The organism is Cytophaga hutchinsonii ATCC 33406, from assembly GCF_000014145.1.
GTDB lineage: Bacteria > Bacteroidota > Bacteroidia > Cytophagales > Cytophagaceae > Cytophaga > Cytophaga hutchinsonii.
The window spans coordinates 1524284-1539538 of sequence record NC_008255.1 but is presented as its reverse complement, the minus strand read 5'-3'; the positions used below and the strand labels follow the sequence as shown (position 1 = coordinate 1539538).

Below are 15255 nucleotides of genomic sequence, written 5' to 3'. Positions count from 1 at the left end.
AATTAACCTCCCAGGTGTTTCATACTGATTTCACTTCCGGTAAAATATTCCTGTTTTTGTGCCAATGCATTCTGCAGCGAAAAACTAAGTTGTTCTGCTGATTGGTGTTTTATTTGAATTCCTTCTGAAGCACTTATACATCCGTATATTTTTCCATAACTATCCAGCCGCAACCGATTACAATCTGAACAGAAGGGTTCCGATTCATTTGCTATAACTCCGAATACCATGCCTTTGCTTGTTTGCCAATAGGTAGCGGTATTGGAAGGGGCTCGATCCATTTTTGCAACAGATGTCACCGATGAAATTTTCTCAACAATATCATCCATTCCAAAAAAATAATCGGATTCATTGTAATGTAAATAGCCCATCTTCATAAGTTCTAAGAATCGTATGGGAATATTACGGGCCGATGCATATTCCAGCAACGGTATGATCTGATGATCGTTCACACCTCTCAATACCACCGTATTAATTTTTATAGCAATCCCTTTATGGCGTGCAGCTTCAATGCCATCCAATACTGCCCGTAAATCTTGATTTTTTGTGATATTCCTGAAGACAGCAGGATCCAGCGCATCCAGTGAAATATTTATGGATGTCAAACCAGCCTCAACCAGTGCATCAAGTACAGATAAAAGTTTCAACCCGTTTGTAGTAAGTTTAATATCTGTAATACCTAATGCTTTAATTCCTTTTATAAGTACCGGGAGTTCTTTAAATAGAAGTGGTTCGCCGCCTGTGAGGCGTATGGTTTTCAGGCCAACCTGACTGTGTATATTTTTTATAATCGATAAATACTCCTCAACAGTCAATACCTTTTCTGCGCTGGGCGTATGAATGGCACCGGGTGTAACACAATATACACATGCCATATTACATACAGCTGTAAGGCTAACCCGTAGTGTTTTGAATTGTCTTCCGGAGGAATCCTGTATGGGATAGTTAGCTGGCATGTTTGGTTTCTGTATCGATAAACAAGTTAAATCCTTTTTTTGAATTTGAACAGATGGAACAGCAATAATTTTGTGGTAATGCATCAAAAGAAGTACCGGGTACAATACCTTCATCAGCATCCCCATATGCAGGATCATAGATGGTTAAGCACACACTGCATTGATACGAAAACTCAAATGCTTCTTTGGATTTCTGAACGATTACCGGTGCCGGTGCCGGCGTTACTAATGCTTTGTCAAATCTTGCTTTTTTTGCTGTATAATATTCCTCCGTTAAATAACTGATAAACTCGGGTAAATTCTTTTTTTGAACATAATCCATAAAGGCCACGTCTACCGGATTATTCGGATTAAAATTTTCTTTATAGCGGATATGGTATACAGGAAAACAATTCTTCCCAAGAAATGTAAACAAGGGTTCTTCAACAACTTTTATAGAATAAAACGTATCATTCGGATGATTATTTACACCCAGAATCAAGCCCTCTGTACGCTTATCACGTACCCTGAAATAATCATTCACATACGAACGGACTTCATTGCTGTTCATATTCCATTCGTTCATGTTCCAGTTCAGTTCATGTGCTGCATGGCCAGTGCTTACATCATACAGACCCAATAGCTGCTCCCAGAAAGGAATACGGACAGTTGAAATATTTTTCAGTAGAAAACTATCCCATGAACTGATATAAATGGTGCCAATATTTGATTCCAGGGCTTCCACACAAATAGCATCAATCAGGCTGATTGAAAATTCATTATGTGTATTGAATATACCCAGCCAGTGTTTGCTTCCGTATGGATGAAAGCCCTCTACCGGAAAGAAGTGATAATCCGGAATGGCAGGATACGCATCAACCTTTTTAAAATTCCAGGTATCCAGCAGATACAGTTCTTCCATTAATTCATTTAACGAAATTTTATCCTGTGCGAATATGCACGTTTGTACAAACATGCTGAAACTGGATATTTTTTCAGATTGAATCAACACAGGCAGCCAGCCCTGCTCCTTTTGTTCCGGAAGCGAAAAATATACATTCCAATAGCCTTCTACCGTCGAGGCAATAAAATTCAGCACACCGGTAAATAAGGGCATAGCATACTGATCCGGATCCGTAATATTAATTGCGATTCGTGGCTGAAAATCAAAGCTCTCCAATATGTCCTTGTATTCTCCTTCGGTGAGCCACACCTTTGTTTGTAAAATATCTTTTACCAGACAGGAAGATACAATATTAAAATGTGCATGAATACCGATGGAATAGGAAAGCGATAATAAATCAAACCGTATTTTAAAATCTGCCATAAAAATTTCTTTTATGGTAAACCGGATTTCCTGGCGTGTGCCTAATTGCAAACATTCCGCTCCAAACTGCTGTGCAATCATAGCAATTTTACGCAGCGTTCCGGGCGAGATAATCCCGCCCTTACAATATACTTCAACAGATATACGTTTAGGCATACGTTTTTTGTGAGTTAGATGATTCTGTTACTGCATGCATACGCTCCAATATTGCTTTAACTTCCGGCTTGCAGCTGCCGCAGCCAGTACCGGCTCCGGTCGTATTACAAATGGAAGTCACATCCTTACAGCCGCCTTTGATGGCATTTTCAATATTCCCACTGCCAACAGTATTGCAGGAACAAACCAGCGTTCCCAGCATCGGTTCTTTTGATATGCTCCCGGACATCAACAGGCTTTCGCGCTTTTCACCAAGTTCTACGCCAGACTTTATCCAGTCTCTGAATTCATTAAACTCAGATTTATCTCCCATCAGAATTGCACCAACAAGACGGTCCTGATACACAATACATTTTTTATAATACTTTCGTGTTTTGTCAAGGAAAATAATTTCTTCATAATCCGGATTATTAGGAGGTGCTTCAACCATACCAATGGAACATAACTCAACCCCGTGTACTTTCAGTATGTTCATACTTAACGTACCGGTATAATTTGAAGTAGTACTTCCATTCAGATATTCAGCAAGAACAGTAGCCTGTTCTTCTGCACCGGCAGTGATACCAAATAACGCTCCATTACGTTCTGCAATTTCACCCATTGCATATACAAATTCATTCGATGTCTGTAAATGCTCATCCACGATCACTCCTCTGTTTACCTGTATCCCGGCCTCTTTCAGAAACTCTACATTGGGTTGCGTACCAATCGCAAACAGAATAGCTTTGCAATCAATCTTGCGACTGCTTTTCAAACGCAGACTTTCAACTGCATATTCACCGTTTACATACAATACTTCATCATCAAAGTACAGATCCATGCCCCGTTCTGTTAACTCTTTCGCTAACAGATTGGCTGCTGTCTTATCCAGCTGCCGGTCCATTAACCTGGATGAACGCTGAATAACAGAAACCTTCATACCAATTTCTAGCAGGGAGTCGGCCATCTCTAAACCCAGCAAACCACCACCAACAACAACAACAGAGTCTCCCGTAGAAAGATGATGAATCAATGCATCTGCATCTTCTCTCCTTCTCATGGTAAAGATGCCTTTAACCGGAGCAATATGTTTCATCTGTGTGGACCGGCTTCCGGTTGCTACCAGTAAGCGATCGTAACAATGTACTTCTCCGGTATCATCAACAATCGATTTTGATTCTGTGATCAGCCTGGTTATTTTCCGTGGAATCAGGGTTACACCCAACTCCAGCCATTCTGCTTTACGCAGCTTTTCTAAATTATCCCAGCTTTTATGTTTGCTTACATATTCCGGCAATAAAACTCTGTTATAAAAATGAAAATTTTCTGCGCTGAAAACTGTTATTGTATCTTCCGCACCTAATTCACGATGGCGTTTGATAAACTGACACGAAGCAGCACCGGCACCAACAATAACAATATGTTCCCGCGGTTTTACATATTTTGTAACCTGCACCGCTGTGAATTTATAGTCCGGCTCTTTAGAAACCGGATCAATTAAATTATTGGTTACATTGTTTGTACGCGTCAGGTCTGTGCTTAACATCCTTCCCCAATGCATGGGTAAAAACACTACGCCTTTTTTTATATCTTCGGTAAGAATAGCTGTTACCCGTACATCCCCTCTTCTGCTTTCTATCGTAACAACATCATCCTGTTTAATTCCTCTTATTCCGGCATCTTCCGGATGGATTTCCAGAAAGGGTTTTGAAATGTGCTTGTTCAATTTACGTACTTTACCCGTACGTGTCATGGTATGCCATTGATCACGGATGCGTCCCGTTGTAAGGATCAGCGGAAAATCATCATCCAGTTTTTCAGAGTGATTCATAGAATCCACTGAAATAATATTGGCTAAACCGGTAGGTGTATAAAATGTATGATCGGTAAATAAACGCGGTGTACCCGGATGACCTTTTTCCGGAACGGGCCATTGTACGCTTCTCCGCTGAATCAGGTCTGCATACGACAAACCGCTTATATCAATATTCGTACCTTTGGTGATACGCGTATATTCTTCAAATATTTCTGCATTGGATGCATAATTAAATGATTCTTTCCAGCCCATCTTGTGTGCAAACCGGCACAGAATGTCAACATCGGGCAAGGCTTCACCCGGCGGCTCCATTACTTTGGAAAGATAACTTATCCGCCGGTCGGAATTTGTCATCACGCCTTCCTTCTCCATATACGCAGCAGCAGGCAGCACCAGGTCTGCATATTTCAACGTGTCGGATTTATTTGAAATATCCTGCACAACAACAAAACGTGCGTTACGCAACGCAGCTTCTGCATTTCGTGCATCGGGCAGACTCACCAATGGGTTTGTACAAATGATCCATACAGCTTTCATTTTTCCGGAAAGCAGCTGATCAAACATTTCTGTAGCAGTAAATCCAGGCTTTTCATTGATAGCAGGTACACCCCAGAAATCTGCTACTTCCTTTCTGTGTGCTGGATTTAATAAGTTTTTATGTGCAGGTAACATATTGGACAAGCCGCCAACTTCTCTTCCACCCATCGCATTCGGTTGTCCGGTTAAAGACAACGGTCCTGCGCCCGGCTTGCCAATCTGCCCTGTTATTAACGATAAATTCAGAAGTGAAACATTTTTATTTACACCAATAACACTTTGATTCAGGCCCATCGCCCACATGCTGATAAAGGCCTGGGAATCGCCGATCATATCTGCTGCCTGAATGATCAGTTCTTTTTCCAATACACAGATATCAGCCGCTTCCTGAAGGCTTAACGTAAAAACTTTTTCTTTGAATGCTTCATATCCGCTGGTATGGGCATCAATAAAAGCCTGATCGATCTTTCCTGTTTCAATTAACCGGCGTGCAATCGCATGACACAATACAATGTCTGTGCCCGGCTGTAATTGCAAATGCACATCTGCCAAGGAACAGGATTGCGTTTTGCGCGGATCAGCAACGATGATCTTCACATGCGGGTTGGCCGCTTTATGATTTTCCAGACGGCGGAATAAAATCGGGTGACACCAGGCCGGGTTTGCTCCTGTTATAAAAAAGCAGTCTGCCAGTTCAATATCGTCATAACTCAGCGGTACAGAGTCTTCGCCCAAGGCAAGCTTATACCCTACCACCGCCGAGCTCATGCACAACCTGGAATTAGTGTCTATGTTATTGGTACCAATAAAACCTTTGGTGATTTTATTTGCGATATAATATTCTTCTGTTAAACATTGTCCGGACACATAGTATCCCACTGAATCCGGACCATATTTTTCGATCAATGCTTTGAATACTGCAGCAGCTCTATCCAGCGCGGTATCCCAGGAAACACGCTGCAACGGCATGTTTCTGTTTCCACGCATTTCAGGATATAACAAACGGTCTGTCTGATCCATGGCGGCATAATGTAAGTTCATGCCTTTTGAACACAGCATGCCCTGGTTTGCAGGATACGATTTATCGCCTTCTATCTGAAGACTGCCATTAACCGCTTTGTGAATTTTAACACCACAACCAACACCGCAATACGAGCAGGTTGAGGTATATGTTTTTGTAGATTGAGACATGATCGTATTCGTTTAAAAGGGGTAATCGAATAAAATGCATTTTCATTATGCTAAACTTTCAACAGCTGTAAACTCAACCTGTTTTTTTTCTGTGCTTGTTACAAAACGGATCGTGAAAGCCAGTACAGCTATACCTAATACACAATAACCAATAATTGAAAAGGCATCGTTATACGTAAGCGATTCGCTTTTAAATAAAAAGCCCATCAACACGGCACCAATGTTACCGCCTGCACCAACAATACCGGCAACACTGCCTACCGCATTTTTATTCACAAAAGGAACAACTGCATAGGTGGCGCCGTTAGACATTTTTACAAACAAAGCAAAACCGATCATGGAGATCACGGAAAACACAAGTACTTCCATGTTTGAGAAAATAAGAATACCGATACCTTCTAATAAAATACAGGCACCCAATACCAATACACGGCCATTCAATCCTTTTGTATTTCCTATTTTATCACTTAACATACCGCCAAGTGCACGCGCAAACAGGTTCATCATCCCAAACGAAGCAGCGATCAGCCCTGCAGCTTCAAGCGACAAATTAAATTTATCTTTAAAATATAAAGCAGCGATATTATCAATTGTAATTTCAATACCAAAACAGGCGCCGTAACAAAACGCCAGTACCCAAACCCTGTAATCTTTAAAAATTTCAGCAAATGATACCTGCGACTGCTTTTTCTTTAGCGTAAAATTCGGATCCTTCTTCTTCAGGTCCGCGAGATTACCTTCCGGTGTATCTGTTGTATATAAAAAATATAAGATACCCATAATCAATAAGGCGATACCCGGCACCACCATTGCCAGCCTCCATGATTCGCTGTTTGAATAACCCAATCCTACAAAGCCTGCAAAGATCAAAGGCATTACAAGCTGCGTAACTCCTCCGCCCAGATTGCCCCAGCCTGCTGTAACGGCATTTGCTGTTCCTATAATATTAGGTGCAAACATAGCCGAAGTATGAAACTGCGTAACCACAAAAGATGCACCGATCACACCAATGGTTAAGCGAAACAATAGAAACGACGTATAATCGTTACTAAGTCCGATCAGCATTACGGGAAATGCACCCAGGATCAATAACGCTGCATACATGATCCGTGGTCCTACACGATCACATAAATAGCCAATCAGAATACGGGCAAAGATGGTTATGGAAACAGATGCGATCATGATGTTTCCGATTTCTCCTTTCGTTAAATGTAATTCATCGCGAACCATAACCATTAACGGAGCAATACCAAACCATCCGAAAAAACACAGAAAGAAGGCCATCCAGGTCATGTGGAATGCTTTCATGTTAGGTGTCTTTAAACTGAACAGATTAATTGTTGTAGCCTTATGTGTGTTCATGTTGCAGGGAGTAAAAAGAGTGAATACTTACTTACGTACAAATATATTAAACAATACGTAATTATACGTACTAATACGTATTTATTTTTACGTAAATATTAACTCCAGCAAAATCAATTAAATGAATTGATTAAGATCCAGACAAAAAAAAATACGAAACACTGTTTTTCAGATAATTAATAAAATATGTAAAGACTAAAACCTGCTTTTATTCTCCTTTGCTGTGGGTTGAGCAGAATTTTAAGTACCTTAATTGTCATGAATCGCCCCATGCATTTACCTTATATTGTTTTTATTTTACTTATTTTCTGTTTTCAGAGCTGTTTACCCAGCCGTACCTTTTCACACGCGAAACATCCGGCGGTACCGGATTATTCGGATGAATACAACTGGGTAGCACTTCCCTGGAGATTTGATGCCGCCGACTGCATTCCGCAGGGCTGTCCTACACCTGACCGGCAAGACAGTGCAGCGGTTGATGTTTTTTATGTATACCCGACAGCGTATATCATCGGCACAAAGTGGAACGCCAAAATATCTAATCCGCGTATCATCGGGCGGGTTGGTACGATTACCGAATCTCAGGCGAGCGTGTATAATAACATTGGCAAAGTATATGCGCCTTTATACAGGCAAGCTATTCTCAAATCTTTTTTTAATAAAAAGAGCGGCCCGCTGGCATTAGACCTTGCTTACTCAGATGTTAAAAGAGCATTTGATTATTACATGGCACATTGGAATAACGGCAGACCCTTTATTTTGGCAGGTCACAGCCAGGGCTCCAATCACCTGATCCGTTTATTAAAAGAAGAAATAGATGGTAAAGAGATTCAGAAACAATTAGTAGCGGCTTATTTAATTGGTATGCCCGTGTCTGACACAACATTCAAAAGCATTAAACAGGCCCAGACAGAAACACAAGTTAATGGGTATGTTTCCTGGAACACGTTTAAATATGGTACCCGATTAAAACCGTCTGACTATTTTTCCGGAGGAACATGTACGAACCCGCTGAGCTGGAAATCAGATACAACGTTGGTGCCGGCCTCCTTAAACCCGGGCGGCGCACCGTTGAAACTAAACCGCATCGACCAGGCTCTGTGCGGTGCAAAAATAAACAATGGAATATTATGGGTACAAAAGCCAATCAAAAAGGGATATATCCGGTTGGGTAAAAGCTACCACTTATGTGATTATAGTTTATTTTATCTTTCGATCCGGAATAATGCCAAGGCACGGACAGATTCTTATTTCAAAAAATATTCTGCACACACAAGCAACTAATATAAAAACAGTCTAACGCTGTTGCAGGCGTTAGACTATACTATTTTTTCATCAATTGCAATACGCACAAGTTCAACGGCATTTTTTACTTTTAGCTTTTTCATAATATTAGCACGGTGTGTTTCAATCGTACGGATACTGATGCCTAAACCATCTGCAATTTCTCTGTTATTTTTCCCATCGGTGATCATTTTCAAAATGCCTTTTTCACGTTTGGTCAATTCATATTCATCGTTTGAATACCCGGATTGAATTGAATCTGTCTGTTTTACTTTACTCAGATAGCCGGATACCAGTACACTCGAAATAGCGGTGTTAAAATATTTATCTCCGTTGTAAACAGCTGTAATGGCTTTTATAAATTCGTCCTTATCAACGTCTTTTAATAAATATCCGTATGCACCTGCTTCAACAGATTTTAAAATATATGTTTCGTTATCATGCATAGATAAAATCAACACTTTAGAATCCGGATATTTTTTAGAGATTACATCTGCTGCCTCAATACCGCTCATCTCCGGCATGGTGATATCCATGATCACAACATCCGGTTTTAGTTGTTTAACCGCTTCAATGCCATCTAATCCATTTGCGGCTTCACCAACGATATGAAAATTTTTCTGATCTTTTAATGTTGCTTTAATTCCATCGCGAACAATGGTATGATCATCTACCAGTAAAATATTAATTTTCTTCATACACTAAACGATTACGGCAGGAATTTCTACGGTTATGGTAGTCCCTTCCTCAATTATACTATTAAATATAAGATTTCCATTTAATAAACTAACTCTTTCTCTGATATTGGTCATTCCCCGTCCGCTGCCATCTGCTTTCTTTTTATCATGCGGTGTAAAACCTTTACCATTATCCTGTATTGAAAACTGAATCCGGTTCGAATCGAATTGCAGATCCAGGGTTATTTTAGTTGCTTCCGCATATTTGATCGCATTGTTTAATGCTTCCTGTACAATGCGGTATGTATTGATTTCAACATTCTTACCGAACCGTCCGATATCCTTTACCCCTACATATTCAATGCTTATCTGCTTTGTTCCGGAAATGGTGAAACGTTCACTTAAATGCTGCAATGCTGCAGCTAATCCAAAATCATTTAATACACTTGGCATCAGATCAAACGATATTCTCCTAACTTCAAGTATGGTTTCCTGAATGAGCTGTTTAATACCCTCAACGTGCGCCTGTTCTTTTTTTGTGGAAGGTGTTTTCATGCCTTGTATATTAAACTTCAAGGCAGTCAGCATTTGTCCTAAACCATCATGCAGTTCCCGCGCAATCTTTCTGCGCTCATGCTCCTGCCCTTCTAAAACAGACGTTGTACGGATTTTATGTTCTGTTACACTTTGTCTGAATTTTTCCGATAGATCGGTATAGATCGCTATATATTGATTGGGTACATGCTCATCATTCAGTACCGGAATGATGGTAGTGTCCAGCCAGACATAACTTCCGTCTTTTGCTTTGTTGCGTATCTCATCGTTCCATACATTGCCTGTAGATATGGTTTCCCACATGATATCAAAAAAACGCTGCGCGTGATAATGACTGTTTAAGATATCAAAACGCTGACCGATCAATTCCTCTTTATCATATTTCAATATCTCACAAAATTTCTCGTTTGCATAGGTAATGACACCATAGCGATCTGTCCGGATCATAATGGTTGCCAACTCAAGCGCATAATTAATTCCTTTTATATCTTTTAAAGACTTACTCAGCGAATTGTTTGCAATCTTGATCTTATGTGTTAATGCAGTTGATTTAGATTCCGCATCAATCAGCTCAGAGATTGTCTCTTTAATTTTTCTGGATACAGGTTTGAAAATAAACAGACCTTCCGCAATCAGAATCAATATGGTTACAACAAAAAGTATGAATTCAATGTTTTTTAAGAACAATACTTTTGCCCGCGCCTCAGCATCATATTGATAGACAATTTCATTCATGTGATTCAAAAATTTTTTTTCTGAATCGATTACTTTTTTCAATGCCGTTTCTACAACCAGAGAATCTTTACGCACGTTTTGCGATTCATTGGCTATGATACTTGCATTCTCATAAACCTGACTGAAATACGGTTCTGTTTGTTTGAACATTTTCTGTATGGCTAGACTTTCCGTAGAGGGCAGCTTTAATGCGGTATCTCCATGCAACAAACCTAACTGCCGCTCTTTCCAGCCCGTTAGAAGAGTTGTAAGTTCTTTACCCATATCGGAATATTGTTTGTGTGGCAGATCATCACGGATCAGCAAACACATTTTACAAATCTCCTGACTTGAATAGCGCTGACGCCCAGCCATATTAACCACATACGAATCACTCAACTGATTTTGTATCGACTGCTGAATCAGAAACTGACCGATAAAGGTAAGTAGCGCAACGGCCGATAAGGCACCGATATAAAGCTTTGTCAACCTTCCTGAAGAACGTTCCTGTACCTCTATATCTTTTGTATTACGCTGAATCATGATTTGTATTTAGGTAAAAATACGTATTTTTACAGCAAATAAAAATAAGTACCATGGCTGCAGTATTAAATCGTTTAGAAGAGCTTTTAAAGAAAAAAGGAATCGGTCCGGAAGGAAGTAAAAGCCTTAAAGCAGATGAACTTGCAGAAGTACAGGTTTTATTTACAGACAATAGCTATAGCCTTACTACCCGTGCAACCTTATTAACGGCTTTACTGATGCTTCCTCCTTCTGAAGCCGAAGCTACCTGGCTGAAGCATTTTTTACCTACGTATGCAGATCAATTGCCCGCTGCGCTGCATTTCATGGTAACACATACAGAGGCTCAGACACCCATGGAAAAATACCTTTGTAAAACCCTCAGCGGTATGGACCTTAGCTATGACGAGGCTTTCAACGCTATGACATTGTTATTAAAAGACCCGTCTGTTCCGGACTTTCAAAAAGGTGCTTTCCTTGAAGCACAGCGTTTGAAACGTGAAAGCTTTGATGAGAATAAAGCCTTCTTTGATGTACTTTGGCATGCAACTACGCGTGTACAAACAAATGTGCCTGTATTGATTGACATCTGCGATAATTACGACGGGTTTACGCGCCATCATAATCTGGCACCGTTTTTTGCTGCCGCGATCGCTGCCTGCGGTTATCCGTGCCTGGTACACGGCACCGATGAAGTTGCTCCAAAGTTTGGCGTATCAAGCAATAGTGTTTTAAAAGCATGCGGATACCAATATAAGAATCCAATCAACGCAACAGATAAACTTCATGACCCTGAAATTGGCTGGGCGTATGTGGGGCAGGCAGATTTTACGCCTGCATTGTACCGGTTAAAAACAGTGCGCAAAGAAATGGTTAAACGTCCTTTTTTAGCAACGTTTGAAAAAATGATGCAGCCTGTTCAGGCCATAAACGGCAACCATTTACTAACGGGCTTCACGCATGCGCATTACCGCACCGAGGTTGCAGAACAATTAAAGGCACAGCAGAAAATAGCGGCAGCGCTTGTTATCAAAGGAATGGAAGGTTCTTCCTGCCCGCCGCTAAACAGAGAAACGATTCAGGTTACTGTTACCAATAATACCATTCTGGATCAGCAGATTTCCCCATCAGACTTTCTTCCAGAAACACACAATCAATTACCCGCAAAAACAACCGATGCTGAAACAACGGCCGCATTAGGACTTGCGGCCCTTAACGGCGAAGAGAATGAAGCGTTTTATCAGATCATTTATTATGTAAGCATGGCGCTTACCGGCTTTGGATTCGAAAAGAAAAATGTGATTCCCCGAAAAGTTGAAGAACTGTTACGTTCCGGAAATGTGTTAGCGCACTTTAATAAAGGTTTACTTTGATTTTAAGATCCATGTAGGTTTTTCTACAGATGACATCTGGCTTCGGATCCAGAGCACGCGGGATGCAGTATTTTTGCCGGGCTTTAACGGATTTCTTTTTAATGGAAGCGGCAGGATTGCGGCAATAGAAGCGGCTTGCTGCTGTGATAATTTTTTAGCCGGTATGTGGTAATATTTTTGCGCAGCGGCTTCAATACCATAGATTCCCTTACCCATTTCAATTTCATTCAGATACATTTCCATGATCCGTTCTTTCGACCATAATAATTCTATCAGAAAAGTAAAATATGCTTCAAATCCTTTACGGATCCATGATCTGGAAGGAAATAAAAATACGTTTTTAGCTGTTTGCTGACTGATGGTGGATGCGCCGCGTTTAATGCCATTTTTATGGCGTTCATTATATGCTCGGGCAGCCCGGATAGCTTCCCAGTCAAAACCATTGTGTTCGAGAAAATGATGGTCTTCTGAAGCAATAACTGCGCAAACCATGTTGGGAGAAATTTCTTTTATCGGTTTCCATGTTTTACGGATACCCACATACTCTTTTGAGAAAACACCTTCTGCTACACGTACGATCATTAAAGGTGTTACAACCGGATTGACAAATTTAAATACAAGTACGATCTGAAAGGTGTAAACAAAAAAATAGATACAACATGTAAGCAATATTATTTTGGCTTTTTTCATCAACTGTTTACAACTAAATATAATTTCTATGTACAAATCTACACAATTTCAATTGTTTGGTTTGATATAAAATAAGTAAATTGATGAAAATTATTTTATCATGAATGACGCGCAGGCATTGGCACGTATTGAAGAATTAAACAAAGTCCTTCATTACCACAACAATCTATATTATCAGAAAGACACGACAGAAATTTCAGATTTTGAATTCGACACATTATTACAGGAATTAATTGAACTTGAAAAGCAATTTCCGCTGTATCTGAAAGCTGATTCCCCTTCGCAGCGTGTCGGCGGAACCGTTACCAAAGAATTTGCTTCCATCAGTCATAAATACCCGATGCTTTCACTTTCCAACACCTATTCGGAAGAGGAGATCCGGGAGTTTGATGAGCGTGTACAAAAAGCTGTTGGCCATGCAGTAGAATATGTGTGTGAAATGAAATTTGATGGGGTTGCCATAAGCATCACCTATAAGAACGGTATGATTGCGCAGGCCGTTACCCGCGGGGATGGTGTGCGCGGCGACGATGTTACCAATAACATTAAAACCATTAAAAGTATTCCGTTAAAAATTCAATCGGCAACGTTTCCGGAAGAATTTGAAGTACGGGGCGAAGTATATCTGCCGTATGAAATGTTTGAACGTATCAATCAGGAACGTGAAGACATTGGAGAAGCGGCATTGGCCAATCCGCGCAATGCAGCAAGCGGTACGGTTAAAATGCAGGATTCGGGTATTGTTGCCAAACGGGCACTGGATTGTTTTATCTATTCACTCCTGCAGGATTCGAATAAACAGCCAACGCATGCTGCTGCGCTGGCACAATTAAAAGAATGGGGATTCAGAGTATCGGATTCGTACAAAGTCTGTAAAAACGTAGATGAAATTATACAGTATATCAATCACTGGAGCGAGGAACGTTTTAAACTTCCGCTGGCAACGGATGGTATTGTGATCAAGGTGAATGATCTGCGGCTGCAATCAGAGCTGGGCATGACGGCTAAAAGTCCGCGTTGGGCCATTGCTTATAAATTCAAAGCAGAAGAAGCTTCCACTCCCATCCTGTCGGTTGAATATCAGGTGGGCCGTACCGGAGCCGTAACACCTGTTGCCAATCTGGCGCCGGTGCATCTGGCAGGAACAACGGTGAAACGTGCTACACTGCATAATGCCAACGAAATGGAGCGTTTGAATTTACACATAGGTGATACGGTTTTTGTTGAAAAAGGCGGAGAAATCATCCCGAAGATTACCCGTGTGGATGTTTCAAAACGGATTGCAGGAAGCCAAATGATTCCGTTTATTCAGAACTGCCCCGTGTGCGATACCAAACTGATCCGTATTGAAGGCGAAGCTGCCTGGTATTGTCCGAATGACAAAGGCTGCGCGCCACAGATCACGGGCAAGATCGAACATTTTATTCAGCGCAAAGCAATGAACATTGATGGTATCGGTTCAGAAACCATTGAACTGCTGTACCAAAAGAAGCTGATCCGCAATGTTGCAGATCTGTATACATTAACATACGATCAACTCATTCAATTAGACCGATTTGGAGAAAAGTCTGTAACCAATGTATTGAATGGCATAGAAGCATCCAAACAAACACCTTTTAAAAGCGTGTTGTTTGCCATTGGTATACGTTATGTAGGTTCAACCGTAGCGGAGAAGCTGGCGCTGCATTTTAAGAGCATTAACGCATTGGAGAAAGCCAGTATAGAAGAATTACTGCAGGCGCCTGAAATAGGAATTAAAATAGCGCAGAGCATTATTGAATGGTTCTCTGTTGATACAAATGTTCAACTAATAGAAGACCTGAAAAAAGCAGGTGTAAAACTGGAATTAAGCGAACATGAAATTCTGAAACCGGAGTCGGATAAATTTGCCGGCAAAAGTTTTGTCATTTCAGGCGTATTTGAAAACTATGAACGGGATGAATTGAAAGATCTCATCTTAAAAAATGGGGGTAAAATCAGTTCAGGAATTACGGGTAAACTCAACTATCTGGTAGCCGGAGAGAATATGGGACCTGCCAAATTAGAAAAAGCGCAGAAACTAAACATAACTATTCTTTCAGAGGCAGAATTTATTTCACTCTTAAATTCATGATTCTTTTACACAAATAGAAAAATA

At 40.6% G+C, this 15255-nt stretch carries 10 protein-coding genes; 3 read left to right on the top strand and 7 right to left on the bottom strand.

The features are described from left to right. Positions 1-2 precede the first annotated feature (2 nt). From CHU_RS06435 to CHU_RS06420, 4 genes are read right to left on the bottom strand one after another with little or no spacing between them, the layout of a single operon-like run. Positions 3-956: a GTP 3',8-cyclase MoaA gene (locus CHU_RS06435; RefSeq protein WP_011584709.1), complete on the bottom strand. Its 954-nt coding sequence runs from the start codon at positions 954-956 to the stop codon at positions 3-5. Next, positions 946-2418, bottom strand: a complete 1473-nt coding sequence (locus CHU_RS06430) for a rubredoxin (RefSeq protein WP_011584708.1) — start codon at positions 2416-2418, stop codon at positions 946-948. Before CHU_RS06430 ends, CHU_RS06435 begins: the two co-directional genes overlap by 11 nt. Further along, positions 2411-5941: a nitrate reductase gene (locus CHU_RS06425; protein ID WP_011584707.1), complete on the bottom strand. Its 3531-nt coding sequence runs from the start codon at positions 5939-5941 to the stop codon at positions 2411-2413. Before CHU_RS06425 ends, CHU_RS06430 begins: the two co-directional genes overlap by 8 nt. Before the next feature lie 45 nt (positions 5942-5986). Next, on the bottom strand, positions 5987-7303 hold the full coding sequence (locus tag CHU_RS06420; RefSeq protein WP_011584706.1) for a NarK family nitrate/nitrite MFS transporter: 1317 nt from the start codon (positions 7301-7303) through the stop codon (positions 5987-5989). A 270-nt stretch (positions 7304-7573) separates the two neighbouring features. Between CHU_RS06420 and CHU_RS06415 the strand changes: the two genes are divergently transcribed. Further along, entirely contained in the window at positions 7574-8587 is a 1014-nt protein-coding gene (locus tag CHU_RS06415; protein ID WP_011584705.1) for a DUF3089 domain-containing protein, read from the top strand. Between the two features lie 35 nt (positions 8588-8622). On the opposite strand, the gene CHU_RS06410 is transcribed toward CHU_RS06415, so the two are convergent. Both CHU_RS06410 and CHU_RS06405 read right to left on the bottom strand, forming a co-directional pair. After that, positions 8623-9285, bottom strand: a complete 663-nt coding sequence (locus CHU_RS06410; protein ID WP_011584704.1) for a response regulator — start codon at positions 9283-9285, stop codon at positions 8623-8625. Between the two features lie 3 nt (positions 9286-9288). Next, complete coding sequence (locus CHU_RS06405) at positions 9289-11076, bottom strand: PAS domain-containing sensor histidine kinase (protein WP_041932239.1); 1788 nt, start codon at positions 11074-11076, stop codon at positions 9289-9291. Between the two features lie 53 nt (positions 11077-11129). On the opposite strand from CHU_RS06405, the gene CHU_RS06400 reads away from it, so the two are divergent. Then, entirely contained in the window at positions 11130-12428 is a 1299-nt protein-coding gene (locus CHU_RS06400; protein ID WP_011584702.1) for a hypothetical protein, read from the top strand. Here the strand turns inward: CHU_RS06400 and mtgA are convergent. After that, positions 12420-13118 (bottom strand): monofunctional biosynthetic peptidoglycan transglycosylase, encoded by a 699-nt coding sequence (mtgA, locus tag CHU_RS06395; RefSeq protein WP_041932238.1) that lies wholly within the window; start codon positions 13116-13118, stop codon positions 12420-12422. The two genes, CHU_RS06400 and mtgA, sit on opposite strands and share 9 nt — an antisense overlap. 100 nt (positions 13119-13218) lie before the next feature. Between mtgA and ligA the strand changes: the two genes are divergently transcribed. Continuing rightward, positions 13219-15231 (top strand): NAD-dependent DNA ligase LigA, encoded by a 2013-nt coding sequence (ligA, locus tag CHU_RS06390; RefSeq protein WP_011584700.1) that lies wholly within the window; start codon positions 13219-13221, stop codon positions 15229-15231. Positions 15232-15255 lie beyond the last annotated feature (24 nt).